This window comes from Fusibacter paucivorans, assembly GCF_018390735.1.
Taxonomy (GTDB): Bacteria; Bacillota; Clostridia; order Peptostreptococcales; family Acidaminobacteraceae; genus Fusibacter; species Fusibacter paucivorans.
In genome coordinates this window covers 24,059-49,768 of sequence record NZ_JAHBCL010000033.1, presented here as the reverse complement: position 1 = coordinate 49,768, position 25,710 = coordinate 24,059, and the positions used below count along the sequence as shown (strand labels likewise).

Sequence of the window (25,710 nt, the reverse complement as noted above, 5' to 3'; positions counted from 1 at the left end):
TGCCTGGTGATAACGTTGAAATGGACATTGAGCTTATTTCACCAATCGCGATAGAAGAGGGCTTAAGATTTTCAATTCGTGAAGGCGGCAGAACTGTTGGCGCTGGTTCCGTTATCAAAATTACTGAATAATTAAAACCATTGAGGTTAATTGTTACAGTATAAATTTAAGAATAGCAGGACGTCTTTTGACGTCCTGTTTCTTATGAAAAAAGTTTGATTTCATGAAAATAATCCCTTGCATATTGTAAGGGGCTATTATATAATGTATTGGTGCACTAATGCGATGACGTGGAAAGTTACTTAGCTGTGAGAGAATTTCCACTGAGAATTGTCCGCACAAGATGTGGGCGACGAGTTTTTGCGTCCGTCAAACTATGAAACACACGGCGTAGTGGACGACATGCTCGGTCGTATGATCGCAGTCAACGTACGATAAAAAAAGGAGGTTAGACAAATGGCTAACAAGCAAAAAATTAGAATCAGATTAAAGTCTTTTGATCACAAAATTCTAGACAATACTGCAACAAAGATTGTTGAAGCAGCTAAATTGACAGGTGCCGATGTTGCAGGTCCGATTCCACTTCCTACTAAAAAGGAAGTTGTTACGATCTTAAGAGCGGTACACAAGTACAAAGACTCGAGAGAGCAATTTGAAATCAGAACACACAAACGTTTAATTGACATCCTTAACCCAGGTCAAAAAACGGTTGATGCGTTGATGAAGCTTGAACTCCCTGCTGGTGTAGATGTAGAAATCAAGCTCTAAGAACAGAAAACTAAGATTTCGGTTTAAATAGATAAACCTGATTTTTTAGGATGATTACGTAGGTAATCCGCTGTAAGAATATTAGGAGGTGCAAAGGCATGATCGGAATTATCGGTAAAAAAATCGGTATGACCCAAGTATTTAACGAAGCTGGTATCGTAACGCCGGTTACAGTTGTTGAAGTAGCGCCAATGATCGTTACACAAATTAAAACAATTGAAACTGACGGCTACAATGCAATCCAAGTTGCAACTGGCGAAGTAAAAGAAAAGCACGTCAACAAGCCTGTTAAAGGTCACTTTGACAAAGCTGGTGTTGCGTACAAGAAAACACTTAAAGAGTTTAGAGTTGAAAATCCTTCAGAATTTACAATTGGCCAAGAAATTACAGCTGATATTTTGTCAGAAGGACAAAAAATTGATGTAATTGGCACGTCAAAAGGTAAAGGAACTGCTGGTACAATCAAACGTTACAACAACTCCAGAGGACCAGAAACACATGGTTCTAAATATCATAGAGGCGCTGGTTCACTCGGTGGTGCTTCATATCCTGCACGCGTCATTAAAGGGATGCAAATGGCAGGTAAAATGGGTAATGAGCAAGTGACGGTACTTAACCTGGAAGTCGTTCGAGTTGACCTCGAAAGAAGCTTCATATTAGTAAAGGGTGCAGTGCCAGGTCCTAAAGGTGGCCAAATCGTAATTAGAGAAGCCGTTAAGGCGACAAACTAATAGCGGACGAAAGGAGGAAGCACAGTGCCTAAATTAGAAGTATTGAACGTTTCGGGACAAAAAGTCAGTGAAATAGAATTAAATGAAAGCATTTTTGGCATCGAGCCAAATGTACCGGTTATGCACGAAGTTGTTAAAAATTATTTAGCAAACCAGCGTCAAGGTACACAATCAGCTAAAACGAGATCCGAAGTTAGAGGCGGTGGTAGAAAACCGTTTCGTCAAAAGGGAACTGGTAACGCAAGACAAGGTTCCATCAGAGCGCCTCATTATGTAGGTGGCGGTATCAGCTTTGCGCCAAAACCAAGAAGCTACCGTTATTCTCTGCCTAAAAAAGTTAAGAGATTAGCGTTTAAATCAGCGCTTAGTGCAAAAGTTAGAGACAATGAAATCATCGTATTGGATGAACTTGCATTAGATACACCAAAGACAAAAGATATGATTAAAATCTTAACCAACATCAATGTCTACGGCAAGAAAACAATTGTTGTTACAGGTGATAAAAACGAGAATGTCGTCATTGCATCTGGCAATATCAAAGGTGTGAGTACTTCTTTTGTTGGTGAAGTCAATGTTTATGAACTCTTAAACCATGACTATTGCATTATGACAAAAAATGCAATTGAGAAATTAGAGGAGGTATACGCGTAATGAAAACCTCTTATGATATTATTATCAAACCGATCGTTACGGAAAACTCAATGATGCAGTCTGCGGACAAAAAGTACACTTTCGAAGTGCACAAGGACGCAAACAAATCACAAATTAAAACAGCTATTGAAGAAATCTTTGGCGTAAAAGTTGAAAAAGTAAACACTTTAAATGTCAAAGGCAAACTTAAAAGAATGGGTAGAACTTCTGGCTATACGAGAAGCTGGAAAAAAGCTGTCGTTAAATTAACGGCGGACAGCAAAACTATCGAATTCTTTGAAGGTATGTAATTAAAAACTCGAAGGAGGTAAGATCATGGGTATCAGAGGCTATAAACCGACTTCACCTGCTCTCAGACAAATGACAGTGTCTACTTTTGAAGAAGTTACCAAGAAACAGCCAGAGAAGTCGTTAGTCGTTACTATAAAGAAAAATTCTGGTCGAAACAACCAAGGTAGAATCACTGTACGTCATAGAGGTGGCGGTGCTACAAAAAAATATAGAATCATCGACTTCAAACGTTTGAAGGACGATGTACCGGCAAAAGTTGTTGCCGTAGAATACGATCCAAACAGATCGGCGAACATCGCACTTTTGGCATATGCTGATGGTGAGAAGAGATACATTCTTCATCCAAATGGCTTAAAAGTCGGTGATGTGGTCACATCTGGCACACAAGTCGATATTAAAGTAGGCAATGCAATGCCGCTTATGAATATGCCGGTTGGTACAATTGTACACAACATTGAAATGAAGCCAGGCAAAGGTGCTCAGCTTGTAAGATCTGCTGGTAACTCGGCGCAGCTCATGGCAAAAGAAGGTAAACATGCGCTTCTTAGATTGCCATCAGGCGAAACGAGACTCGTCAGAAAAGAGTGCCGTGCCACTGTAGGTCAAGTTGGCAATATTGATCACGAAAACATTACAATTGGTAAAGCTGGCCGTAAACGCCATATGGGTATCCGACCAACTGTCAGAGGCTCGGTTATGAACCCTAACGATCACCCTCATGGTGGTGGTGAAGGTCGTTCGCCAGTAGGTCGTCCAAGTCCAATGACACCTTGGGGCAAACCTGCACTTGGTTACAAAACAAGAAAGAAAAATAAACATTCTGATAAGTATATTGTTTCTAAGAGAAAGAAATAATAAGTTCTGAGATTTGGAAGGAGGACAATTAAATGGGAAGATCTCTTAAAAAAGGGCCTTTCGTCCACGAAGGACTATTGAAAAAAATTGAAGAGATGAATGCCAACAATGAAAAGAAAGTCATTAAAGTTTGGTCAAGATCATCTACAATATTCCCTCAAATGGTTGGTCATACGATCGCCGTTCACGATGGTAGAAAACATGTTCCTGTCTATATTACAGAAGACATGATCGGTCATAAACTAGGAGAATTTTCGCCGACGAGAACTTTTAGAGGTCACGCAGGCGATAAGAAGAGCAAGTAATTCGATTAATCAATCCGAAAGGAGGCGCTGAGAATGCAAGCGAAAGCGGAAGCTAAACACATGCGAATCTCACCAAGAAAGATGAAGCCGATAGCTGATTTGGTAAGAGGTAAAAACGTCAAAGAAGCGCAGGCAATATTAAAATTCACACCGAGAAAAGGTGCAGAAATATTTCTTAAAGTTTTGAACTCAGCTGTAGCAAATGCTGAAAATAACCATCACCTTGATGTAGAGAGCCTTTACGTAAAAGAGATTTACGCAAACCAAGGCCCTACAATGAAAAGATGGAATGCCGGTTCCATGGGGAGAGCAAACCCTGTGCTAAAAAGATCAAGCCATGTTGGCGTAGTCGTAGCTGAGAGAGAGTAAAGGAGGGTGCACTGAATGGGTCAAAAAGTTAGCCCACACGGACTCAGAGTTGGAGTAATCAAAGATTGGGACTCGAAGTGGTATGCAAATAAGAAAAATTTCTCTGATTTATTGATTGAAGATCATGACATTAGAAAATATGTTAAGAAAAGACTTTTTACAGCAGGCATCTCAAGAATTTACATTGACAGAGCTGCAAATGACAGAGTACACATCAATATCTTCACTGCTAAACCAGGTATGGTTGTTGGTAAAGGCGGCGAAAATATCAAAGTATTAAGAGAAGAACTTGAAAAAATGACAAAAAAGTCCATTCAATTGGATATTTCTGAAGTCGACAATATTGATTTAGACGCACAACTCGTTGCCGAAAACGTTGCATTTTCATTAGAACGCAGAATTTCATTCCGTAGAGCCATGAAACAAGTCATTGGCCGCACGATGAAATCTGGTGCCGAAGGGATTAAAGTGCAAACTTCAGGTCGTTTGGGCGGTGCCGAAATGGCGAGAACAGAAGGCTATTCAGAAGGTAATGTGCCACTTTCTACACTCAGAGCTGATATTGATTACGGTTTTGCAGAAGCAGATACAACATACGGCAAAATCGGCGTGAAAGTCTGGATCAATAAAGGCGAAGTATTGCCAAGTGTCAGTGAAGAAACGAGACTTAAAAGAAAAGAAGCTCGTAAAGCGCCAGAAAAGAGACCTTCAAGAAATAAAAGAAATGGTCAAGGCAATAACCGAGGCCCTAGAAGACCTAGAAATGCGAACAATCAATAAGAGTTTTGTGAAAGGAGGCAATTACGATGTTAATGCCTAAAAGAGTAAAACGCCGTAGAGTTCACAGAGGTAGAATGAGTGGTACAGCTCAAAAGGGTAATACCGTGACTTACGGAGATTACGGTTTAGTTGCTTTGGAACCGGCGTGGATTACTGCAAATCAAATTGAAGCAGCCAGGATTGCTATTAATAGAAGAATCAAAAGGGGCGGTAAAGTTTGGATTAAGATTTTCCCGCACAAACCTGTTACACAAAAACCTGCTGAAACACGTATGGGTGCTGGTAAAGGTTCACCTGAGTACTGGGTAGCCGTTGTAAAGCCAGGCAGAGTTATGTTTGAACTTTCAGGGGTTGATGAAGAGCTTGCAAGAGAAGCAATCAGGCTTGCAGCGAATAAGTTGCCAATCAAATGTAAATTTGTCAAGAAAGAAGACACTATCGAAAAGGGTGGTGAATAAGTTGAAAGCAAATAAGATGCAAGAAATGACATCTCAAGAACTGAACGAAAAAGTGGTTGAACTTAAGAATGAGCTCTTCAACTTAAGATTTCAATTAGCGACAGGGCAGTTAGATAACCCAATGAAAATTAAAGCGGTTAAGAAAGACATCGCACGTTGTAAAACGATCTTAAGAGATAAAGAGATCAAGGCATAAGCGGAGGAGGTTACGCTGTGGAAAGAGGCAATAGAAAGGTAAGAGTAGGCTTCGTCACTAGCGACAAGATGGACAAAACTATCGTCGTTAAAGTTGAAGACTTCGTACGTCATCCACTTTATGGAAAGCGCGTTAAACGTACAAAGAAATTTAAAGCACATGATGAAAACAACACATGTGGTATTGGTGATAGAGTAAGAATTATGGAAACTAGACCACTTAGTAGAGACAAGAGATGGAGACTAGTTGAAATCGTAGAGAAAGCTAAGTAATATTAGCCGAGAGGAGGAAAAAAGCATGATACAAAACGAAACCCGTTTAAAAGTTGCTGACAACTCTGGTGCGAAAGAAATACTTTGTATCCGCGTATTAGGTGGTTCTAAAAGAAAATACGGTAATATCGGAGATGTAATAGTCGCCAGCGTTAAAAATGCAACACCCGGTGGAGTTGTCAAGAAAGGCGATGTCGTTAAAGCGGTTATCGTAAGAAGCAACTATGGGATTAGAAGACCAGATGGCAGCTATTTGAAATTTGATGAAAACGCTGCTGTTATCATAAAAGATGATTTATCTCCAATCGGTACACGTATTTTTGGACCGGTTGCAAGAGAGTTAAGAGACAAGAAGTTCATGAAAATCGTATCTCTAGCTCCAGAAGTTCTCTAAGCTTAGGAGGTGTAGGAATGCATATTAAAAAAGGCGATACAGTAATCGTAATTGCTGGTAAAGATAAAGGTAAAAAAGGAAAAGTACTAAGCGTTGATCCTAAGGCGAACAGAGTCATTGTTGAAAACGTTAATATGGTGACAAAGCATCAAAAGCCATCTGTTAAGGTTCAACAAGGCGGCAGAGTCCATATGGAAGCGCCTGTAAATGCTTCAAATGTTCAGCTCTTTGATGCAAAAGCGAACGCGGGCACAAGAGTCAAAATGAAGACATTGGAAGATGGCAAAAAAGTAAGAGTATCCGTCAAAACAGGCGAGGTAGTGGATTAACATCAGTCTGAAAGGAGGTATAACGCATGGCGAGATTTAAAGATAAATACAAAAATGAAGCAGCAAAAGCTTTAATGGATAAATTCCAATATAAAAATGTAATGCAAATTCCAAAGATCGATAAGATCGTCATCAATATGGGTCTTGGCGACGCTAAAGACAATCCAAAGGCATTAAAAGTGGCCGTTGATGAATTGGCGATTATAGCCGGACAACAACCGGTGATTACAAAAGCAAAAAAATCAGTTGCAAACTTCAAGGTTAGAGCTGGTATGAACGTTGGTGCTAAAGTAACTCTGAGAGGCGATAAAATGTATGAATTTATGGATAGATTCATCACCATTGCGCTTCCAAGGGTAAGAGACTTTAGAGGTGTAAATGCAAATGCATTTGACGGAAGAGGCAACTATACCTTAGGTGTTAAAGAGCAATTGATCTTCCCTGAAATCAACATTGATAAAGTTGAGATCGTAAGAGGCATGGACATCACTTTCGTTACAACTGCTAAAACAGACGAAGAGGCAAGAGAACTGTTAAAATTAATGGGCATGCCATTTAGCAAGTAAGGAGGGATTACAGTGGCTAAAACATCTTTAAAGGTTAAACAATCTCGAAAACAAAAATATTCATCCCGTGAATACAATAGATGTAAAATCTGTGGAAGACCACATGCTTATTTGAGAAAATATGGTATTTGCCGTATTTGCTTTAGAGAATTGGCATACAAAGGTCAAATCCCAGGTGTTAGAAAAGCAAGCTGGTAGGATAACGAAAGGAGGTAATATTCATGGCAATGACAGATCCAATCGCTGATTTATTGACACGTGTTCGCAACGCCAATATGGTGAAACATACAAGTGTAGATGTACCGTCGTCAAATGTTAAGAAGAGAATCGTCGAGATTCTTTTAGGTGAAGGTTATATTAAAGGCTTCGATGTCATCGAAGATGGCAAGCAGGGCATCATTCGAATAGAACTTAAATACGGTGACAGTAAAGAACGTGTCATTACAGGTCTTAAGAGAATATCAAAACCAGGTTTAAGAGTATACGCAAAGAAAACAGATGTACCAAAAGTCCTTGGTGGTTTGGGAGTCGCAATTATCTCTACATCAAACGGCATCATCACTGACAAAGAAGCTAGAAAATTAGGCGTCGGTGGCGAAGTCATCTGTTACATTTGGTAATCATAGAAACTTAGGAGGTGTGACAATGTCAAGAGTAGGTAGATTGCCTATTACAATACCTCAAGGTGTGACTGTAAGCGTTTCTAATACAAATTTAGTAACGGTTAAGGGACCACTGGGAGAGTTGTCAGAGCAAATCGATAAAGACATTAAAGTAGAAATTGATGGAGAGACACTTACCGTGTTGAGACCATCAGATAATAAAAGACACAGAGCGTTACACGGTTTATCCAGAGCGCTTGTCAACAATATGGTCGTCGGCGTTACAAAAGGTTTTGAGAAAAAGCTTCAAATCGTAGGCGTCGGCTACAAAGCTGCAAAGAATGGCAAAAAATTAGAGCTTTCGCTAGGCCATTCGCATCCTGTCGTGATGGAAGATCCAGCTGGCATTACAACTGAAGTGCCAACGCAGACTGAAATCGTCGTCAAAGGGATTGATAAACAGCAAGTCGGCAACTATGCGTCTGTTATCAGAGACTGGAGACGTCCTGAACCTTATAAAGGTAAAGGTGTTCGCTACGTTGATGAATATGTAAGACGTAAAGAAGGTAAGACTGGTAAGAAAAAATAAGAAAGGAGTGGCATTATAAATGGCAAGTAGAGATGCAAGTAGAAAAGCGCGCCATATGAGAGTGCGTAAAAAAATATCTGGAACAGCTGCTAAGCCAAGACTTAACGTCTTTAGATCCAATACAAATGTCTATGCTCAAATCATCGACGATGTAACGGGTACGACGTTAGTTGCTGCTTCTAGCCTTGATAAAGATGTTAAAGAAAAATTCCCGAATGCTGGCAATAAAGCGGCTGCAAAATTTGTCGGCGAATTGGTTGCTAAAAAAGCAATTGAAAAGGGCATTGAAGATGTAGTTTTTGACAGAGGCGGTTACCTCTACCATGGCAGAGTGAAAGAACTTGCTGAGGGCGCTAGAGAAGCTGGCTTAAAATTCTAGATAGGGAGGTATGCAGATGAGTCGTCAATTAATTGATGCGAGTAAGTTAGACCTCAAAGAACAGGTTATTAATATAAATCGCGTTACGAAAGTTGTTAAGGGTGGTAGAAATTTCAGATTTAGCGCACTCGTTGTCGTCGGCGATGAGAACGGCCATGTCGGTATTGGTACCGGTAAAGCTAAAGAGGTGCCTGAAGCCATCTCAAAAGCAATTGAAGATGCGAAAAAAAGATTAATCTTTGTTCCGCGAGTTGGTACGTCAGTACCTCACAACATTGAAGGACGTTTTGGTTCAGGCTCTGTTAGAATTATGACAGCGCTCGAAGGTACTGGTGTCATCGCCGGCGGTCCTGTCCGCGCAGTCTTAGAACTCGCAGGCATCAAAGACGTCAGAGCGAAATCATTAGGCAGCAATAACCCAAGAAACATGGTTAATGCAACGTTGGATGGTCTTAAGAATCTTAAAACTGCTGAAAGTGTAGCAAAATTAAGAGGCAAGACTGTAGAAGAAATTTTAGGTTAGGGGGTATAAACCTTGGCTACAGTGAAAGTAAAACTCGTAAAAAGCACAATCGGCGCATTGCCGAAACATAGAAAAACGATTGAAGCATTAGGCCTCAAAAAAATTGGTCAAGTGGTTGAGAAACAGGATAATCCTCAAATGAGAGGCATGGTTAATCAAGTTTGTCATTTAGTAGAAATCGTAGAGTAATCTTTAAGGAGGTGTGACCATGAGACTTCATGATTTAAGACCGGCTGAAGGTTCTACCAAATCCAAAAAGAGAGTTGGTAGAGGTCCGGGTTCAGGTTTAGGCACAACAGCCGGAAGAGGTATGAATGGCCAAAATTCACGTTCAGGCGGCGGCGTAAGACCGGGCTTTGAAGGTGGTCAAATGCCATTGTTCAGACGTATCCCTAAACGTGGCTTTAATAATGTATTTAAAAAAGAATGGACAATCGTCAATGTCGAAGCACTTAACAGTTTCGAAGACGGTGTAGAAATAACGCCAGAACTCTTGTTAGAATCAGGTATCGTGAGCAAAATTAACTATGGAATTAAAATTTTAGGCGATGGAGAATTGAATAAAAAGCTTACCGTAAAAGCGAATAAGTTCACTCAGTCAGCGATCACGAAAATCGAAGCTGCTGGAGGAAAGGCAGAGGTGATTTAATTGTTTTCGACACTGAGTAACGCTTGGAAAATACCTGATCTGAAAAATCGTATTCTCTATACTTTTCTGATGATTGCAATTTTCAGACTGGGTTCTGCAGTACCTGTTCCCGGCATTAACAGTGAAGCGCTTGCAGCGGCTTTTAGTAATTCCGAGGATGGATTGTTGGGGCTCTTCAACTTAATGAGTGGTGGTAACTTTAAGACATTTACCATCTTTGCGCTCGGGATTAGCCCTTATATCACAGCATCAATCATTTTAAATCTACTGCAAATCGCTTTCCCGTCGCTAGAGGCACTTGCGAGAGAAGGCGAAGTTGGCAGAAAGAAAATCGTTCAGTATACACGTTATCTGACGGTTGCCTTAGCTTTAATTCAAGGTGTTGGATTTAGCTTGGGATATTTCCAGAGATTTTTTACAAACCCTGGTTTGTGGTCAACGGCATTAGCGGTTTTAACCCTTACTGCAGGCACGGCGTTCTTGATGTATCTAGGTGAGAAAATAACTGAAAACGGTATTGGCAATGGTATTTCACTGTTTATCTTTGCAGGGATTATTGCCAGAATACCATCAGCGACTTTTGCAACGATAACCAATCTGAGGATCGGTCAGGTGAATCCGATATCACTCATTATCTTTTGTGTGATTGCCGTGATTATCATCATGGGTGTTATCTTCATACAACAAGGACAGCGTAAGGTACCGGTACAATATGCGAAACGTATGGTTGGGCGTAAAATGTACGGCGGACAAACAACGCATATTCCGTTGAAAGTTAACCAAGCGGGTGTCATCCCAGTTATCTTTGCCATTTCAATTCTTATGTTTCCAATGACCATAGCACAGTTCTTCCCATCAAGCGGATTTGCAATTTTTATTGGGAAATGGTTAAGTTCAACATCTGTTGCATATAACGTACTCTATGCGTTGCTCATTATATTCTTTACTTACTTCTATACGAACATCACGTTTAATCCGATTGATGTTGCGGATAGACTTAAGACGAACGGCGGTTTTATACCCGGCATTAGACCTGGTAGACCAACAGCGGATTTTCTCAGAAAATCACTGAACCGCATTACCATTGTCGGTGCAATATTCCTTGCAGCAATTGCAATATTACCAAACTTTATGGGTGCACTGACAAACACCAACTTCAGTTTTGGTGGGACGTCATTACTGATCGTAGTCTCAGTATCGCTTGAAACGACAAAACAAATTGAAGCACAAATGATGATGAGACATTACGAAGGTTTTCTAAGCTAGGAGGTTGCACCATGAGATTAATCTTACTAGGCCCTCCGGGTGCTGGCAAGGGAACACAAGCAGAATTCATCGTTGAGAAGTATGGTATACCACACATCTCAACGGGGGATATCTTCCGTAAAAATATCAAAGAGGGAACTGAGCTCGGCAATCGTGCAAAAGCCTTTATGGACAAAGGAGAGCTCGTGCCTGATTCGTTGGTCGTCGAACTGGTTGCAGACCGATTAAACCAAGCGGATTGCAAAGCTGGTTTTCTCTTAGATGGTTTTCCAAGAACTGTTTTTCAAGCACAATCGCTTGACGGCATTCTTGAAAGGTTGAAAGTAACACTTAATGCAGTCATCAATATTAATGTCAATCCGAAAGTGCTGGTATCCAGAGCTGTCGGCAGACGCATCTGCAAAAACTGCGGTGCAACCTATCACGTTGAAAACAATAAACCAAAGGTTGACGGCGTTTGTGACAAATGCGGCGGCGAACTCTATCAAAGAAGCGACGACGTTGCAGAAACGGTTGAAAACCGCATTAGTGTCTATATGAATGAAACAATGCCATTGATTAATTATTATGATGCGCAAGATAAACTCGTCAACATTGAGGGCGAGCAAAATATTAATGACGTATTCTCTGACATTGTGGATGCTTTGAAGGGCTGACACATGATAAGCATAAAATCGAAGCATGAAATTGAGCTTATGCAAGAGTCGGGACGCATTGTTGCATTGGCTCACGAAAAAATTAAAGAAGCAATTAAGCCTGGCATAACGACAGGCGAACTTGATCAAATAGCGGAAGCACTTATCAAAGCGCAGGGTGCAATACCTTCCTTTAAAGGGTATGGCGGTTTTCCGGCCGCTATATGTACTTCGATTAATGATCAGGTTATTCACGGGATCCCAGGGACGACAGTGCTCAGGGATGGTGATATCATCAGCATAGATATTGGTGCCGTCAAAAATGGCTACCATGGTGATGCCGCCAGGACACACCCCGTTGGCAAAGTGAGCGAAGATGCTTTAAAACTTATCAAAATTACTGAAGAGAGCTTTTTTGAAGGGTTAAAATACTGTCGAGTCGGTTATCGACTGTCCGATGTTTCAAATGCGATCCAAAGATACGCTGAAGCGAGCGGCTACGGCGTTGTCCGGGATTACGTTGGACACGGCATTGGCAGAAAACTTCATGAAGCACCTCAAATTCCCAACTATGGTAAAGCGGGCAGAGGCCCTAGACTGACACCTGGGATGGTGTTGGCTATTGAGCCGATGATCAATGATGGTGATTTTGAAGTAAGAACATTGGAAGACAATTGGACTGTTGTTACCATTGACGGTGGAAACTCTGCACATTACGAACACACGGTTGTGATAACTGACAGTGATCCAATACTTCTAACGCATTTAGAGAATCGAGGTGACTGAGATGCTAATATCATCGAAGGAACTTGAAATCGGTCAATTTGTCAAATCAAAAGCAGGACGTGATAAGGATAGACTTTTTCTCGTCATTGCACATGTAGATGCGCAATATGTTCTCGTTGCAGACGGTGATCTTCGTAAAGTTGAGACACCCAAGCGAAAAAAAGTAAAACATCTGATGAAAATTAATCAAGTCAGTGAAGAAATACGAGAAAAAATTCTTACGGATAAAAAGGTATCCAATGCCTTGGTAAGAAAGACACTTGAAAAAGGAAACCTTATTTAGCTAGGAGGGATGAGTCGAATGGCGAAAAGTGATTCAATTGAAGTAGAAGGTGTTGTTGTTGAAGCATTGCCAAATGCAATGTTCAAAGTAAAACTCGAAAATGGGCACGTTGTTTTGGCACATATCTCAGGAAAGCTTAGAATGAACTTCATTCGAATTTTACCTGGCGATAAAGTGACGATGGAATTGTCACCATACGATCTCACAAGAGGCAGAATCGTATGGCGCGGAAAGTCATAAGGAGGGATAACAATGAAAGTTAGACCATCAGTGAAGCCTATGTGCGAAAAATGCAAAATCATCAAACGCAAAGGTAAAGTTATGGTGATTTGCGAAAATCCAAAGCATAAGCAAACACAAGGTTAATCAACTCAAAGGTTACAAATATAAAGCGCGGCTGAACTATCTTTGTATTTGTGATGATATAAAGACACATCATATTTATTACACATAGGAGGTGTGATTGAATGGCAAGAATTGCAGGTGTTGACTTGCCTAGAGAGAAGAGAGCTGTTATCGGCTTGACTTACATCTACGGAATAGGTAAACCAAGTTCACAAGCGTTGTTGGCAAAAGCTGGCATAAGCGAAGATACAAGAATCAAAGACCTCACTGAAGATGAAGTGAGTAAATTAAGAAATATTATTGAAGAAGAATACCTTGTTGAAGGTGATTTAAGAAGAGATATCGCGATGAACATCAAACGTCTCAAAGAAATCGGTTGCTTCAGAGGTATCCGCCATAGAAAAGGCCTTCCTGTTCGTGGTCAAAAGACGAAAACGAATGCAAGAACACGTAAGGGACCTAAGAAAACTGTAAGCCGTAAGAAGAAAAAATAGGTAACAAAGGAGGGTAAACATGGCTGCTGTTAAAAAAGCACGTAGAACGCGTAAAAGACGTGAACGTAAAAATGTGGAGCGTGGACAAGCACATATCCAAGCGACATTTAACAATACAATCGTAACTTTAACTGATCCAGATGGCAATGCACTCGCTTGGTCAAGTGCCGGAAGCTTGGGATTTAAAGGCTCCAGAAAGTCAACTCCTTATGCTGCCCAAATGGCTGCAGAAGCTGCTGCTAAAAGTGGCATGGAGCATGGTCTCAGATCAGTTGCGGTATTTGTCAAAGGCCCTGGTTCTGGTCGTGAAGCGGCTATCAGAGCATTGCAGGCATCAGGTCTTGAAATTACAGCGATTGCGGACGTAACACCAATCCCGCACAATGGCTGTAGACCGCCAAAGAGAAGAAGAGTATAATCGATCAGGAATTAGGAGGTGTTTTAATTGGCAAGATATACCGGACCATCTTGTAGAATTTGCCGTCGAGAAGGCCAAAAGCTTTATCTAAAAGGCGACAGATGCTATAGTGATAAATGTGCACTGACAAGAAGACAAAGTGCACCAGGACAACACGGCGCCAGAAAAGGCAAGCTTTCAGGCTATGGCGTTCAATTAAGAGAAAAACAAAAGGTTAAGCGTTACTATGGTCTTTTAGAAGGCCAATTCTATGCAACGTATGAACGTGCAGAGAATATGAAAGGTATCGCCGGCGAAAACCTGTTGCAATTATTAGAATTAAGATTAGACAACGTCGTTTACAGAGCTGGTTTTGCGAACTCAAGAAAAGAAGCAAGACAATTTGTAACACACGGTCACTTTACTTTAAATGGTCATAAGGCAGATATTCCTTCAATGACACTTAGCGTTGGTGATGTCATTACCTTAAAAGACAAAAGCAAAGCTTCAGAAAAATTCAAAGGCATTCAAGAAGTCGCTAAAAATGCACCAGGCTGGTTAGAAATCGACTTCGAAAAAATGGAAGGGAAGATTACAGCGTTGCCTGTGAGAGAAGATATTGATTTACCAATCGAAGAGCATCTTATTGTCGAGTTGTACTCTAAATAGATTAGGGAATGGTATTTTTTCTACCCTCATGTATGTGTGTATTGATTTTTGAGAGAAGGAGGGTCTTAAGTAGTGATTGAAATCGAAAAACCAACGATTGAATGTGCGGAACTCAGTGACGGTGGCAAGTACGGTAAATTCGTAGTCGAACCGCTGGAGCGAGGCTATGCAACAACATTGGGCAATAGTTTAAGAAGAATTCTATTGTCATCATTGCCAGGTACAGCGGTCAGATGGATCAAGATTGAAAACGTGCTGCATGAATTTTCAACAATTCCAGGCGTAAAAGAAGATGTTATCGAAATCATCTTAAATCTTAAAAATCTTTCGGCAAAAATTCACTCGGACGAAGACGCAAAGATTATTCGAATCGAGGCGACGGAAGCTGGTGAAATTACAGCGGGAGATATTATTGCCGACATGGATGTTGAAATTCTCAACACAGATCTTCACATTTGTACACTTGATGAAAATGCAAGGCTGTATATGGAAATTGCACTTGGACAAGGTCGTGGTTATATCACCGCGGAAAACAATAAAGAAGTTGGCTTGCCAATTGGCATTATTCCTGTTGACTCCATCTACACCCCTGTCCGTAAAGTTAACTTCGCAGTGGATAAGACAAGAGTTGGTAAAGTTGCTGATTATGACAAGCTGACTCTTGAAGTGTGGACAGATGGCACCATCAAGGCTGATGAAGCGACTTCACTTGGTGCAAAGATCATGTCGGAACACCTTAACCTGTTCATTGATATGACGGACAGCGTTAACGGTGTTGAAATCATGGTTGAAAAAGAGGAAGACATCAAAGAGAAAGTCCTTGAAATGACCATCGAAGAGCTCGATTTATCCGTTAGATCTTATAACTGTTTAAAACGCGCTGGCATCAATACTGTAGAAGAACTTACGAATAGAAGTGAAGAAGATATGATGAAGGTGAGAAACCTTGGTAAGAAGTCGCTTGACGAAGTGAAGCAAAAGCTTGCCGAGCTCGACCTTGGACTTAGATCAGAAGACGAGTAAAGGAGGTAAAAGATGGCAGGTTACCGTAAACTAGGACGTCCAACATCTCATAGAAACCTTATGCTTAGAAACCAAGTGACATCACTGTTAAAGCATGGACGTATAGAGACGACTGTCACCAGAGCAAAAGAAACGAGAAAGCTCGCTGAAAAAATGATTACACTCGGCAAACGAGGCGATCTTCATGCGAGAAGACAAGTGCTGGCGTTCGTGACAGAAGAAACTGTGGTCAAAAAATTATTTGATGAAATCGCTCCATCTTATAAAGAGAGAGAAGGCGGTTATACAAGATTAATTCAAACTGGTCCTCGTAGAGGCGATGCAGCTCCTATGTGCAAATTGGAATTAGTATAATTGAAAATCATTATGACCATAAAAAGGCGTCCATTCACTGGACGCCTTTTAGATTGCTCAAAAATTTATACTGCTAAAGTAAGATGTGATGTTGTCTGTACGTATGGCATTTTAGGTGATGACCTCATTTCAAGAGATCATGTGCGCTTAAGTCGTTTTTAGTTCAACATCTTTAAGGTATTGAATTAAACCGCCATGATTGATAATCGCCATAATATGCTCCGGTATTTTATGACAGCTATAGTGTGCCTTAGTCGTTTGATTGTATATCATACCATTAAGATAATCAACTTCAATGACATCATCCTGACGGATCTTATCTGTTGATGCACATTCAATTGCCAAGATGCCAATATTGATGCAGTTGCGATAAAAGATTCTGGCAAAGTCTTTGGCAATCACAGTGCGAACACCAAGTGCCTTTAACATCAACGGTGCGGTTTCACGGCTGGAGCCTGAACCTAAATTGTGTTCAGCGACAAAGAGATCACCAATTTGATATGCCTTTGCAAAGTTTGGATCAATCGGTGCCATGGTGTACTGAGCGGCATCTTTAATAGAAAGTTCTAAATATGCCGGTGGTGAGATAATGTCCGTGTTAATATTATCGCCGTATTTCCATACTTTTCCCTTAATCATTGATGCCTCCTGAAATTGCATTTGGGTCCGTGATATAACCAGTTACAGCGGAAGCTGCAACTGTTAATGGCGATGCAAGGTAGACTTCCGAAGATTTGCTGCCCATTCTACCGAGAAAATTACGATTGGTTGTGGAGATGCAGACTTCACCGCTTGCCAGCGTACCGGAATGTATGCCGAGACACGCACCGCAGCTTGAGGCCAGTATTGTGGCACCTGCATCGGCAAGGATGGTTAAAATCCCTTCTTTTAAACAACGATCATAAACTTCTTTAGAAGCAGGTGAGACGAGCAGGCGAATGCCCTTTGCAATGGTCTTTCCCTCTAAGAGTGTGGCCGCCGCGAGTAAATCGTTGTATCGACCACCGGTACAAGAACCGATATAGGCCTGATGAATGGCCACATGACTGACATCTGAAACTGCTTTAACATTGTCGACTTCATGAGGACAGGCAACTTGTGGGACGAGTTCTTGTGCATCAAATGAGAGGACTGTTTCATAATTTGCATCCTCATCAGGATTGATATGCTCAAAAGTCTCCGTAACGCCAAATTTTTCAAGGTATGCTGCAGTGATCGCGTCATAGCGGATGAGACCGGCTTTAGCACCTGCCTCAACCGCCATATTGGATAGGCAAAGGCGTTCGTCCATTATGAGACTGTCAATCGTTTCGCCGCAGTACTCAATGGTTTTGTAAGTGGCGCCTGCATGTCCCAAAACACTAATCGTTTTCAAAGAAATATCTTTAGCCATGACCATAGCGTTTAGGTCACCGTGCCACTGCGCTTTTATGGTTCTTGGTACCTTCATCCAAGTTATTCCGGTTGCAAGCACACCGGCCATCTCAGTAGAGCCGACACCTGTACCAAGTGCGGCAAGTGCGCCGTAAGTACATGTATGCGAATCTGTTCCAACAATAATCTCACCCGGCAGCACATGTCCTTTTTCAACCATTACCTGATGGCAGGGGCCTGCAAATTCATAATAATGATCTACTTGATGCGTATTCGCCCAGTCCCTCGTAAATTTTACGATATCCGCCTGATTGACATTTGCAGGCGGTGTATAATGATCTGAAATAATGACAACGCGGTCCTTATCCCAGATAGAAGCATTTAGGTCAGTCAAAATATCATCTATTTCAAGTCTTGGACCAAGGACATCATCCATCATGGCTTTGCTTATACGAACCCAGATGATGTCATCAGCATGAACATTGATACCATCATTGGCAGAAGCCATTGCCATAATTTTTTCTGACATAGTAAATCCCATTGTGATCTCCTTCATTTTTTGATTTTTACGCAGTGAATGCGCATAACGAAAACTTAATGATTGAGGATAATCAGTGTAATCAGTGATTATCCTACGGAAAGCGTTTCAAAGAAACGTTTATAGAAAAACCGTATAAATGCCGGTCATACCTAAGAGCGCAATCGTGATAACACCGCCAATTGAAACCATAAAAAGTTCAATAAAGAGTTTTGATCGTTCCTCTTCTGTAGGGTTTGCAATTTGTGAATAAGCGGATAAGCCCATCGAACCGCCCGTTGATATTGGGCTCATGCCGGCGGCACTTGCAGTATTTGTGATAGCTGAAATCAGTGCGACAACTGAAACGCCGCCAACGTTAGTTGCAACATCTGAGACAGTAGGAATCAGGGTCGGCATAACGACACCTGAGGTAGAGCTAAACCAAGACATCATACCCGCTGTAAGGCCCATAATTCCAGTTGCCGTAATAGGATTCATTAGAGTAGAAAGCGCTGTTGCAAGCAAGTCGATGCCGCCCAGTTGGATAACAAGGGACATTAGCATATTGATGCCGCCGATCATCAGCAGCGTTCCCCATGGGATGGATGCAACCGATTTTTTCTCATCAGCGACTTTGAACAGCAATAGAACCATAGCAATTGAAAATGATGTTAGGCCAACGTCAAACCCTAAAAAGATGACGGCAATGACTAGAATGAGCATACCGACGAGTGTAATTTTTTGATCTTTATTAAATTGAACTTTTTCATTTTTCCCCATCTCTACAGCAGATTTCATTTTATAGCCTTTCAGCACAATATAGATGATGATGAAATAGACAGTCATGGCAATCACCATATTCATAGCATATGGAAATTCAATGCCGACAATGCCTTGTTCCTCTGCTAAGGAGAGTCCCAAAATACCTGTTGGCGCAACAGGTGTCAATCCGCCTGCAGCAGCACCTAAAACAGAAGTTGCTGAGAGAAGGATGGGCGAAATTTTCATTTCAGCGGCTAAAGAACAAGTAAAGACAGCCATTAGACTCATCACGGGCACTGTTCCAGGGCCGATCCCTGCGAGGACAGCAGAAAAAACATAGACAATGATAGGAATTAAGTGAGTGCGGTTGCCTGCAAGTGCAACGATACGCCTTGCCAGTAACTCAAGGGTCTTGTTTTCTTGTGCCATACTGAATAAAAACATGACGCCTAATAGCGTTACAAAGAGCTTTGTTGGAAAACCAGCCATAACGGATTTAGCACTAATATCAGCAGCAGTAGCCAGGATGAGTGCTAAACCAAAGGCGACAAGTCCCATATTGACTTTACGAAAGAACCCCAATGCGATAGAGCCAATGAGAACCAATAAAGAAAGAATTGCAAAATTCATAACCTAATCCTCCTGTTAATTTTGTGTGTGCGCACATAGACAAATAATAGAGCAAAAATGGTGCCAAGAGATAACTTTGGCTATTTTAGAGGTTTTCCAGTTTTTCATAAAAGAAAAAACGTTTCAAATCTTCAATCGGCAAAATGAGATGAAACGTTTTGTAGAGACGTTATGTTTCGAATACAGATAAGCTATAGGTCATATAGGTTATATTGTCGCATGAGACGCCATAAAGTGCTCCTTGAGATGCCAAGGGCCTTTGCTGTATTTTGTTTATTGTATTGATTTTGAATAAGTGCATTAAGAAGCTGATCCCGATCTAGCGTCTTAGCGGTACTTTTAGAATGGCCATTTGCGATTCCATTTTTAGCAGATGGTGATTTAGCGGCCGTTTCAGAAGGCATATCAATAAGCAACTCAATATCGGGGGTCATCGGAAATTCATTGTCGAGTAATATGGTGACACGTTCCATGACACCAAGCAATTCACGAATATTGCCGGGCCATAAATACGCGTCTAATGCAGGATAGAGAACATCCATATAATCCAAAATGCGCTTTTGTGTTTTTGCAGGGAGATGTGCAATCGCGTGTTCAACGATAAGTGGAATATCTTCTCGACGATCTCTTAAAGGTGGAATTGTCAATTTTAGAACATTGATTCTATAAAAGAGATCCATGCGAAAGCGACGCTGTTGGACTTCAATACTTAAATCTTTGTTGGTCGCACAAATGACGCGTACATCAATGGGGATAACTTTATCGCTGCTCAAGCGTCTGACTTCTTTTTCCTGCAGCACGCGAAGCAGCTGAATCTGCGTTTCAGGTGGGATTTCACCGATTTCATCCAAGAAAATCGTACCGCCGTGAGCCACTTCGAAAATACCTGCTTTGCCGCCTTTAACAGCACCAGAAAAAGCCCCTTCTTCATAACCGAATAGTTCACTGCTTAGCAGTTCTTTTGGCAGTGCAGCACAATTTATTGCGACAAAGGGTCCATTGCATCGCGCACTTCGCTTGTGTATGCTCTGCGCAAAGAGTTCCTTGCCAGTGCCGGTTTCGCCTACGATGAGAATTGAAGAAGCAGTTGCTGCATAATTGGTCGCAATTTGTTTGGTTCGACTGATTCGCTCACTGTTGCCGATAATGTCATCAAAATCGTACTTAGCCGAGTGTCCTTTATTGTATAAATGAAGCCTGATTTCTTTTTCACTATTTTGAATATCACGAATATCCTGAAGCAACAAGATGACACCTTCAAAGCGATTGTTGACGACTATGGGCATCTCATTGACAGAAAGTATTGTATCATTGAGTTTTATAATCTTGTTTAGCATAACGTGTTTTGATGTTTTCATTTGGACAAAATCAAGCATTGGCAGGGTTTCGCGAATATTCCCACCTTGTTTGTAAGCGAGTTTAAGAAGCTGTCTTGCACGCTTGTTGCTGATGATGATATCGCCATGTGCATCGATACTCAAGATTGCATCATTGGAATAGTTGACGACGGCTGAATACTGTTCGTATTGAATTTTGTAATGACGCTTCTGATCGGCTTCATCTTTCTGAACCTTTAAAAGCTGTATGGCGGTATCAATGGCGAGATTGACGGATTGCTCTGTATTCTCAACGACTGTATGAGGAATACTTAAACGCTTTGCTTCCTTTGGCAATGATTCCCCACCACCTAAGAGGATACTCGGATGGCTGCTTAGTGCATTATGCACACAGATTTCATAATTTTCCGCATTGCTGTAACTGAAGATTTCTGCATCTTGCACACCTAAGTATTCGCATAGTTTGCGAAGTTCGGGCAGAAAGGAAATATACTCCACAATGGCGAGCTTGCCATTATGCTGCTTCATCAGATTAAGATGGCGCAGATAATCATTGAGCGTCGTGTTGATTTTGGCGACATTAAAGCCGTTTTCAATTAGAAGTGCTGCGGTACCTTTTCGACTGATAAAAATTTTAGCGCCTTGTTTAGCGAGTTCACCGGCAACGCGAACACCCTCATCCAAGACACCGGTATAGATGCCAATATCAATGTGTCTAGCGGCAGCAATTTCGCGCACGAGCTCTGCAAGAGCCGATGAAGGTGCAACAAGACATATTTCTGGCACCGTTATCACTTTGGCTTTCATTATCTATCACTCCGATCTGCTTTTAAGTTATTGCTATTATAGCATAGGATGCTGTAAAATATTAAATGCAAAAAAGTATTTGATGATATGCCGTTTATTGAACGCTTTTTTCAAGCGATATCTTTATGGAGGGCATTCATCAGTCAGCCCGAAAATGGAAAGTGCACAGAGAGGGTCTTAAAATCAATTGTTAACTTTAACATATAAATAGGTAAACGTATTGTAAAAGACACTGGAATTCAGTATAATTTTAATAATGTCACAAGTTGTGAAATCGTGAGAAAGTCAGGTAGTAACGTTGATAAAAGCAGAAAATCTCTACTTTAGATATACTGAAGGTGAAGCGGAAACGCCTTTTGCACTCAATGGTGTAAACCTTGAAATAAAAGAAGGCGAATTTGTTGTAATTATTGGACACAATGGTTCTGGCAAATCGACACTTTCAAAACTTATGAATGGTATTCATACGCCGACAGAAGGGCGCATTGTCATTGACGGCATTGATACATCAAATGAAGATCAGATTTGGGAAATTAGAAAACGTGCCGGAATGGTTTTCCAAAATCCTGATAACCAGCTGGTTGCCACAATAGTGGAAGAGGACGTTGCCTTTGGACCGGAAAATCTCGGATTGCCGTCGGAGGAAATTCGCCATCGCGTTGATGAAGCGCTAGATACTGTTCATATGTCAGCCTATAAGCGAAAAGCGCCGCATCATTTGTCGGGCGGACAGAAACAGCGCGTCGCAATTGCAGGCATATTGGCGATGAAACCAAAGTGTATTATTTTTGATGAGCCGACAGCGATGCTTGATCCGTCAGGTCGTAAAGAAGTCGTTCAGACCATAGAGCACCTTAATAAAAATGAGAAAATAACCGTTATTCACATTACACATTATATGGATGAAGCCATTCATGCAGATCGCGTACTGGTTATGGATCGTGGCAAGATAGTCATGGAAGGTACGCCAAAACAGGTTTTTTCCAAAGTGGATGAACTGAGAGCTTTGGGATTGGATGTGCCTCAAGTAACTTTGGTGTCACATAAGCTCAAAACGATGGGCTATGCTGTTTCAGATGAGAATTTAACGGTTGATGAATTGGTGGCGGAATTATGTCGATTATCATAAAAGCACTCACACATATTTACGATAAAGGAACCCCTAACGAGACAGTCGCGCTGGATCATATTGATCTTGAAATCGCCAGTGGCGAGTTTGTTGGACTTATCGGACATACGGGTTCGGGAAAATCTACGTTAATTCAACAGATGAATGGATTGCTAAAGCCGACTGCAGGGGACATTATCGTCAATAATCTTGAAATTACAAAAGGGCTGGAGCTTCCTAAAAAACAGCGAAAAAAATATGCGGCCGAACGGAAGAAGCAGTTGATTGAAGTTCGCAAAAAAGTAGGTTTGGTTTTCCAATATCCTGAATATCAGCTCTTTGAGGAAACTGTTGAAAAGGATATTGCTTTTGGACCGCAAAATTTAGGACTTGTTGAGAGCCATGTCAAACAGCGCGTCATGGATGCCATGGCACTGGTGGGGATGGACTATGAAACCTATAAAGATAAATCGCCTTTTGAACTTAGTGGGGGACAGAAGCGTCGTGTTGCCATTGCAGGCGTACTTGCGATGAAACCGGACGTTCTGATTTTAGATGAACCGACCGCGGGACTTGATCCTCAAGGCAGAGATGAGATACTGGGACAATTAAAAACGCTTCATGACCAAGAGCAGTTAACGGTGATTATCGTTTCTCACAGCATGGAGGATATGGCGAAAATCGCCAATCGCCTGATTGTTATGAATCAGGGGAAAGTTGTTTTAGATGGGACGCCAAAAGATGTTTTTAAGGAGATAGAAACCCTTGAAGCCATTGGTCTCGCCGTGCCTCAAATTTCGTATCTCATCCGTGCACTTAATGAAAAAGGGTTCGCGTTGCCGGATGATATCATTACGGTACAAGGGGCTATAGATGCCATACAAAATGTTTTGGAAAAGAGGGCAAAATAATGCTGAGAGATATTACCATTGGGCAGTACTATAGCGTTGATTCGCCCGTGCATCGAATGGATCCGCGATTTAAGATTATCGCATCAATGCTTTTTTTAGTCTCCCTGTTCTTAATAGAAGATATGTTGGCCTATCTATTGGTAATTGCCTTTATAGGCGCTGTTATTTACAAATCGAAAATTCCAGTGAAATATGTGATCCGAGGTCTTAAGCCTGTATTTATGCTCATTATTTTCGCATTTCTCATTAATATATTCTTGACGCCGGGTGAGGAAAAAGTGTCCTTTTGGATTTTTACAGTATCCATCGAGGGGATAACGAGGGCTTTTTTTATGGCTTTTCGCTTGATTTTGCTCATTGTTGGAACATCGTTACTAACACTTTGTACAAGTCCGATTGAATTGACAGATGGTATTGAATATCTGCTAAACCCAATGAAACGTATTGGGCTTCCGGCACATGAACTCGCCATGATGATGACCATCGCACTGCGATTTATCCCAACGTTGCTGGAAGAGACCGATAAGATTATGAAAGCACAAATGGCGCGTGGTGCCGATTTTGAAAGCGGCAATATTATGAAGCGGGCTAAAGCGCTTATTCCACTGTTGGTGCCGCTGTTCATTAGCGCATTCAGACGTGCCGACGAACTTGCCATGGCAATGGAAGCTAGATGTTACCGCGGTGGCGAAGGCAGAACGCGGTTGAAGGTATTAAAGTACACGTCACTTGATGCTATAGGCGCAGGGATTGTGGCGGTTTACTTCGTTGCCTGTATTATTGTGTAATCGTAATGTAATCGTAACAGGATATGTACGAACAAGCCATATCAGCGGTTTTTCAGGTTTAAGGCGGCTTTTGCTATTGGACAACGGCATTGCATGATTGGATTGGATGTTTTAAAGAAGACTGTATGAAACGAAATGGTTAAGAGCAGTTTTTAGGCAGTATAGAAATAAGGAGAAAATGTCGAATGAACTACTTGCTTTCAATAGCCTATGACGGTTCAGGATTTTGCGGATGGCAGCGATTGCCAAACGCGCGAACCGTGCAGGGGGTTATCGAACAGGCGCTGACGAAAATGCTTCGTGAAACCATTACCATTGATGGTGCTGGCAGAACGGATGCTGGCGTCCACGCGCTGAATCAGACGGCTACTTTTCAAACCACAAAACCCATAACGGCTGAACAACTTGCCTATGCGCTTAATCATTTCTTGCCGTCAGATATCAGTATTGAAAAAGTCAATGCGGCAGCTGATGATTTTCACGCGCGATACAGTGCTGTGGGCAAGCGATATGGTTATAAGCTTTTTATCAGTCCCGTACAGCGTCCGTTTCAAGAGCGCTATGAAAGTCGCATTAAAGAGGCGTTGGACGAAGGGCGCGTTCGAGAGGCAATGTGCTATTTTTGCGGCCGACATGATTTTAAAGCACTGATGGCATCGGGTAGTCACGTTAAAGACACCATTCGCACGATTTCTAAGTTTGAACTGGATCGGCAAGGTGATTCATGGTACTTTGGCATTGAAGGCGATGGCTTCCTTTATCATATGGTGAGGATTATCATTGGCACACTCATTGATATTGGTCGAGGGCGAATTGAACCCAACCAAGTGCCGATGATCATTGAAAGTGGACAACGGCATATGGCAAAGCGAACAGCGCCGGCAAATGGGCTCTATCTAGAAAACGTTTTTTACGATGTATAAGTATTTTATGCTTGACAGTGGACAGAAGTTCATATAAAATAGATTGTGGTCCATCTTGTTTGGAGGATCTAAAATGAGTGATTTACAAAGATCTGCCCCGGGTTTTTGTGAGATAAACGGTGAAATATGATTATAGGAGGTCGTTCCATGAAGTCTTACGTAGCGAAGCCGCTTGAAGTCGAAAGAAAGTGGTATGTAGTAGATGCTGAAGGCAAAACTCTTGGTAGATTAGCTTCAGAAGTAGCAAAAATCTTAAGAGGTAAACATAAACCAATTTATACACCTCACGTTGATACTGGTGATTTTGTCATCATTGTTAATGCAGAGAAAGTTGTATTGACAGGTAAAAAATTAGACCAAAAAATGTTCAGATGGCATACAGGTTATATCGGACATATGAAAGAAATTTCGTACAGAGATATGATGGCGACAAGACCTGTTAAAGTTGTTGAAGCGGCTATTAAAGGTATGTTACCACACAATAGCTTGGGAAGACAAATGGGTAAGAAGCTTAAAGTATACGCAGGTCCTGAGCATGCACATCAGGCACAAGTGCCAGAAGTGCTGGAATTGGATATATAAGGAGGGTAA

At 41.4% G+C, this 25,710-nt stretch carries 42 protein-coding genes; 38 read left to right on the top strand and 4 right to left on the bottom strand.

Annotation, left to right across the window (positions count from 1 at the left end; translation table 11 throughout):
• The 33 genes from KHM83_RS16205 to rplQ form a co-directional block, all read left to right on the top strand.
• A partial coding sequence (locus KHM83_RS16205) for an EF-Tu C-terminal domain-related protein (RefSeq protein ID WP_459251412.1) occupies positions 1-131 on the top strand: 131 nt, incomplete at its 5' end.
• Between the two features lie 325 nt (positions 132-456).
• Positions 457-768: a 30S ribosomal protein S10 gene (gene rpsJ / locus KHM83_RS16200; RefSeq protein ID WP_213238091.1), complete on the top strand. Its 312-nt coding sequence runs from the start codon at positions 457-459 to the stop codon at positions 766-768.
• 98 nt (positions 769-866) lie between these two features.
• Positions 867-1,499, top strand: coding sequence for a 50S ribosomal protein L3 (gene rplC, locus KHM83_RS16195; RefSeq protein ID WP_213238090.1), 633 nt, complete (start codon positions 867-869; stop codon positions 1,497-1,499).
• 24 nt (positions 1,500-1,523) lie between these two features.
• Complete coding sequence (gene rplD / locus KHM83_RS16190) at positions 1,524-2,150, top strand: 50S ribosomal protein L4 (RefSeq protein ID WP_213238089.1); 627 nt, start codon at positions 1,524-1,526, stop codon at positions 2,148-2,150.
• Positions 2,150-2,440 carry a 50S ribosomal protein L23 gene (gene rplW / locus KHM83_RS16185; protein WP_213238088.1) on the top strand — a complete coding sequence of 97 codons (291 nt, stop codon included), beginning with the start codon at positions 2,150-2,152 and terminating at the stop codon, positions 2,438-2,440. Before rplD ends, rplW begins: the two co-directional genes overlap by 1 nt.
• A gap of 25 nt (positions 2,441-2,465) precedes the next feature.
• Positions 2,466-3,296, top strand: a complete 831-nt coding sequence (rplB, locus tag KHM83_RS16180) for a 50S ribosomal protein L2 (protein WP_213238087.1) — start codon at positions 2,466-2,468, stop codon at positions 3,294-3,296.
• A 32-nt stretch (positions 3,297-3,328) separates the two neighbouring features.
• Positions 3,329-3,601 (top strand): 30S ribosomal protein S19, encoded by a 273-nt coding sequence (rpsS, locus tag KHM83_RS16175; protein ID WP_213238086.1) that lies wholly within the window; start codon positions 3,329-3,331, stop codon positions 3,599-3,601.
• A 33-nt stretch (positions 3,602-3,634) separates the two neighbouring features.
• Positions 3,635-3,970: a 50S ribosomal protein L22 gene (gene rplV / locus KHM83_RS16170; RefSeq protein WP_213238085.1), complete on the top strand. Its 336-nt coding sequence runs from the start codon at positions 3,635-3,637 to the stop codon at positions 3,968-3,970.
• Positions 3,971-3,985: 15 nt separating this feature from the next.
• Positions 3,986-4,750, top strand: coding sequence for a 30S ribosomal protein S3 (rpsC, locus tag KHM83_RS16165; protein ID WP_213238084.1), 765 nt, complete (start codon positions 3,986-3,988; stop codon positions 4,748-4,750).
• Positions 4,751-4,776: 26 nt separating this feature from the next.
• Positions 4,777-5,208 (top strand): 50S ribosomal protein L16, encoded by a 432-nt coding sequence (gene rplP / locus KHM83_RS16160; protein ID WP_213238083.1) that lies wholly within the window; start codon positions 4,777-4,779, stop codon positions 5,206-5,208.
• A gap of 1 nt (position 5,209) precedes the next feature.
• Positions 5,210-5,404 (top strand): 50S ribosomal protein L29, encoded by a 195-nt coding sequence (rpmC, locus tag KHM83_RS16155; RefSeq protein WP_213238082.1) that lies wholly within the window; start codon positions 5,210-5,212, stop codon positions 5,402-5,404.
• 17 nt (positions 5,405-5,421) lie between these two features.
• A complete protein-coding gene (rpsQ, locus tag KHM83_RS16150) occupies positions 5,422-5,676 on the top strand; it encodes a 30S ribosomal protein S17 (protein WP_213238081.1) in 255 nt (84 codons plus the stop codon).
• Positions 5,677-5,701: 25 nt separating this feature from the next.
• Entirely contained in the window at positions 5,702-6,070 is a 369-nt protein-coding gene (rplN, locus tag KHM83_RS16145; protein WP_213238080.1) for a 50S ribosomal protein L14, read from the top strand.
• A gap of 17 nt (positions 6,071-6,087) precedes the next feature.
• The gene (gene rplX, locus KHM83_RS16140; RefSeq protein WP_213238079.1) at positions 6,088-6,399 is read left to right on the top strand and encodes a 50S ribosomal protein L24; all 312 of its coding nucleotides are present in this window, start codon (positions 6,088-6,090) and stop codon (positions 6,397-6,399) included.
• 26 nt (positions 6,400-6,425) lie between these two features.
• Positions 6,426-6,965: a 50S ribosomal protein L5 gene (rplE, locus tag KHM83_RS16135; RefSeq protein ID WP_213238078.1), complete on the top strand. Its 540-nt coding sequence runs from the start codon at positions 6,426-6,428 to the stop codon at positions 6,963-6,965.
• A 12-nt stretch (positions 6,966-6,977) separates the two neighbouring features.
• Positions 6,978-7,163 (top strand): type Z 30S ribosomal protein S14, encoded by a 186-nt coding sequence (locus KHM83_RS16130; RefSeq protein WP_213238077.1) that lies wholly within the window; start codon positions 6,978-6,980, stop codon positions 7,161-7,163.
• Positions 7,164-7,186: 23 nt separating this feature from the next.
• Positions 7,187-7,585 carry a 30S ribosomal protein S8 gene (rpsH, locus tag KHM83_RS16125; protein ID WP_213238076.1) on the top strand — a complete coding sequence of 133 codons (399 nt, stop codon included), beginning with the start codon at positions 7,187-7,189 and terminating at the stop codon, positions 7,583-7,585.
• A gap of 25 nt (positions 7,586-7,610) precedes the next feature.
• Positions 7,611-8,156, top strand: coding sequence for a 50S ribosomal protein L6 (gene rplF / locus KHM83_RS16120; RefSeq protein WP_213238075.1), 546 nt, complete (start codon positions 7,611-7,613; stop codon positions 8,154-8,156).
• A gap of 19 nt (positions 8,157-8,175) precedes the next feature.
• Entirely contained in the window at positions 8,176-8,535 is a 360-nt protein-coding gene (rplR, locus tag KHM83_RS16115) for a 50S ribosomal protein L18 (RefSeq protein ID WP_213238074.1), read from the top strand.
• 16 nt (positions 8,536-8,551) lie between these two features.
• Entirely contained in the window at positions 8,552-9,058 is a 507-nt protein-coding gene (gene rpsE, locus KHM83_RS16110) for a 30S ribosomal protein S5 (RefSeq protein WP_213238073.1), read from the top strand.
• Between the two features lie 12 nt (positions 9,059-9,070).
• A complete protein-coding gene (rpmD, locus tag KHM83_RS16105) occupies positions 9,071-9,247 on the top strand; it encodes a 50S ribosomal protein L30 (RefSeq protein WP_213238072.1) in 177 nt (58 codons plus the stop codon).
• A 19-nt stretch (positions 9,248-9,266) separates the two neighbouring features.
• Complete coding sequence (gene rplO / locus KHM83_RS16100) at positions 9,267-9,707, top strand: 50S ribosomal protein L15 (RefSeq protein WP_213238071.1); 441 nt, start codon at positions 9,267-9,269, stop codon at positions 9,705-9,707.
• Positions 9,708-10,973 (top strand): preprotein translocase subunit SecY, encoded by a 1,266-nt coding sequence (gene secY, locus KHM83_RS16095; RefSeq protein WP_213238070.1) that lies wholly within the window; start codon positions 9,708-9,710, stop codon positions 10,971-10,973. It begins immediately after the preceding gene.
• Positions 10,974-10,984: 11 nt separating this feature from the next.
• Complete coding sequence (locus KHM83_RS16090) at positions 10,985-11,629, top strand: adenylate kinase (protein WP_213238069.1); 645 nt, start codon at positions 10,985-10,987, stop codon at positions 11,627-11,629.
• Positions 11,630-11,632: 3 nt separating this feature from the next.
• Positions 11,633-12,394 carry a type I methionyl aminopeptidase gene (gene map, locus KHM83_RS16085; protein WP_213238068.1) on the top strand — a complete coding sequence of 254 codons (762 nt, stop codon included), beginning with the start codon at positions 11,633-11,635 and terminating at the stop codon, positions 12,392-12,394.
• Position 12,395: 1 nt separating this feature from the next.
• A complete protein-coding gene (locus KHM83_RS16080; protein WP_213238067.1) occupies positions 12,396-12,677 on the top strand; it encodes a KOW domain-containing RNA-binding protein in 282 nt (93 codons plus the stop codon).
• A gap of 18 nt (positions 12,678-12,695) precedes the next feature.
• On the top strand, positions 12,696-12,917 hold the full coding sequence (gene infA, locus KHM83_RS16075) for a translation initiation factor IF-1 (protein ID WP_213238066.1): 222 nt from the start codon (positions 12,696-12,698) through the stop codon (positions 12,915-12,917).
• 12 nt (positions 12,918-12,929) lie between these two features.
• Positions 12,930-13,043, top strand: a complete 114-nt coding sequence (rpmJ, locus tag KHM83_RS16070) for a 50S ribosomal protein L36 (RefSeq protein WP_213238065.1) — start codon at positions 12,930-12,932, stop codon at positions 13,041-13,043.
• A 101-nt stretch (positions 13,044-13,144) separates the two neighbouring features.
• Positions 13,145-13,516 (top strand): 30S ribosomal protein S13, encoded by a 372-nt coding sequence (rpsM, locus tag KHM83_RS16065; RefSeq protein WP_213238064.1) that lies wholly within the window; start codon positions 13,145-13,147, stop codon positions 13,514-13,516.
• A 19-nt stretch (positions 13,517-13,535) separates the two neighbouring features.
• Complete coding sequence (gene rpsK, locus KHM83_RS16060; protein ID WP_213238063.1) at positions 13,536-13,934, top strand: 30S ribosomal protein S11; 399 nt, start codon at positions 13,536-13,538, stop codon at positions 13,932-13,934.
• A 27-nt stretch (positions 13,935-13,961) separates the two neighbouring features.
• The gene (gene rpsD, locus KHM83_RS16055; protein ID WP_213238062.1) at positions 13,962-14,582 is read left to right on the top strand and encodes a 30S ribosomal protein S4; all 621 of its coding nucleotides are present in this window, start codon (positions 13,962-13,964) and stop codon (positions 14,580-14,582) included.
• 72 nt (positions 14,583-14,654) lie between these two features.
• Positions 14,655-15,605 (top strand): DNA-directed RNA polymerase subunit alpha, encoded by a 951-nt coding sequence (locus tag KHM83_RS16050; RefSeq protein ID WP_213238061.1) that lies wholly within the window; start codon positions 14,655-14,657, stop codon positions 15,603-15,605.
• 12 nt (positions 15,606-15,617) lie between these two features.
• Positions 15,618-15,959 carry a 50S ribosomal protein L17 gene (gene rplQ / locus KHM83_RS16045; protein WP_213238060.1) on the top strand — a complete coding sequence of 114 codons (342 nt, stop codon included), beginning with the start codon at positions 15,618-15,620 and terminating at the stop codon, positions 15,957-15,959.
• A 147-nt stretch (positions 15,960-16,106) separates the two neighbouring features.
• Here rplQ and KHM83_RS16040 read toward each other — a convergent pair whose 3' ends face one another.
• From KHM83_RS16040 to KHM83_RS16025, 4 genes are all read right to left on the bottom strand, one after another.
• The gene (locus KHM83_RS16040; protein WP_213238059.1) at positions 16,107-16,598 is read right to left on the bottom strand and encodes a LeuD/DmdB family oxidoreductase small subunit; all 492 of its coding nucleotides are present in this window, start codon (positions 16,596-16,598) and stop codon (positions 16,107-16,109) included.
• The gene (locus tag KHM83_RS16035) at positions 16,591-17,874 is read right to left on the bottom strand and encodes a 3-isopropylmalate dehydratase large subunit (protein WP_213238058.1); all 1,284 of its coding nucleotides are present in this window, start codon (positions 17,872-17,874) and stop codon (positions 16,591-16,593) included. Before KHM83_RS16035 ends, KHM83_RS16040 begins: the two co-directional genes overlap by 8 nt.
• A gap of 117 nt (positions 17,875-17,991) precedes the next feature.
• Positions 17,992-19,245, bottom strand: coding sequence for an SLC13 family permease (locus tag KHM83_RS16030; RefSeq protein ID WP_213238057.1), 1,254 nt, complete (start codon positions 19,243-19,245; stop codon positions 17,992-17,994).
• Between the two features lie 191 nt (positions 19,246-19,436).
• Positions 19,437-21,389, bottom strand: a complete 1,953-nt coding sequence (locus tag KHM83_RS16025) for a sigma 54-interacting transcriptional regulator (protein ID WP_213238056.1) — start codon at positions 21,387-21,389, stop codon at positions 19,437-19,439.
• A 298-nt stretch (positions 21,390-21,687) separates the two neighbouring features.
• Here KHM83_RS16025 and KHM83_RS16020 point away from each other — a divergent pair, with 298 nt between their 5' ends.
• From KHM83_RS16020 to rplM, 5 genes are all read left to right on the top strand, one after another.
• Complete coding sequence (locus KHM83_RS16020) at positions 21,688-22,518, top strand: energy-coupling factor transporter ATPase (protein ID WP_213238055.1); 831 nt, start codon at positions 21,688-21,690, stop codon at positions 22,516-22,518.
• Entirely contained in the window at positions 22,503-23,408 is a 906-nt protein-coding gene (locus KHM83_RS16015; protein ID WP_213238054.1) for an energy-coupling factor transporter ATPase, read from the top strand. The genes KHM83_RS16020 and KHM83_RS16015 overlap by 16 nt, the downstream gene beginning before the upstream one ends.
• Positions 23,408-24,196 carry an energy-coupling factor transporter transmembrane component T family protein gene (locus KHM83_RS16010; RefSeq protein ID WP_213238053.1) on the top strand — a complete coding sequence of 263 codons (789 nt, stop codon included), beginning with the start codon at positions 23,408-23,410 and terminating at the stop codon, positions 24,194-24,196. Before KHM83_RS16015 ends, KHM83_RS16010 begins: the two co-directional genes overlap by 1 nt.
• A gap of 185 nt (positions 24,197-24,381) precedes the next feature.
• The gene (gene truA / locus KHM83_RS16005) at positions 24,382-25,119 is read left to right on the top strand and encodes a tRNA pseudouridine(38-40) synthase TruA (protein WP_213238052.1); all 738 of its coding nucleotides are present in this window, start codon (positions 24,382-24,384) and stop codon (positions 25,117-25,119) included.
• A 147-nt stretch (positions 25,120-25,266) separates the two neighbouring features.
• Positions 25,267-25,701, top strand: a complete 435-nt coding sequence (gene rplM / locus KHM83_RS16000) for a 50S ribosomal protein L13 (protein WP_213238051.1) — start codon at positions 25,267-25,269, stop codon at positions 25,699-25,701.
• The last annotated feature ends 9 nt before the right edge of the window (positions 25,702-25,710 follow it).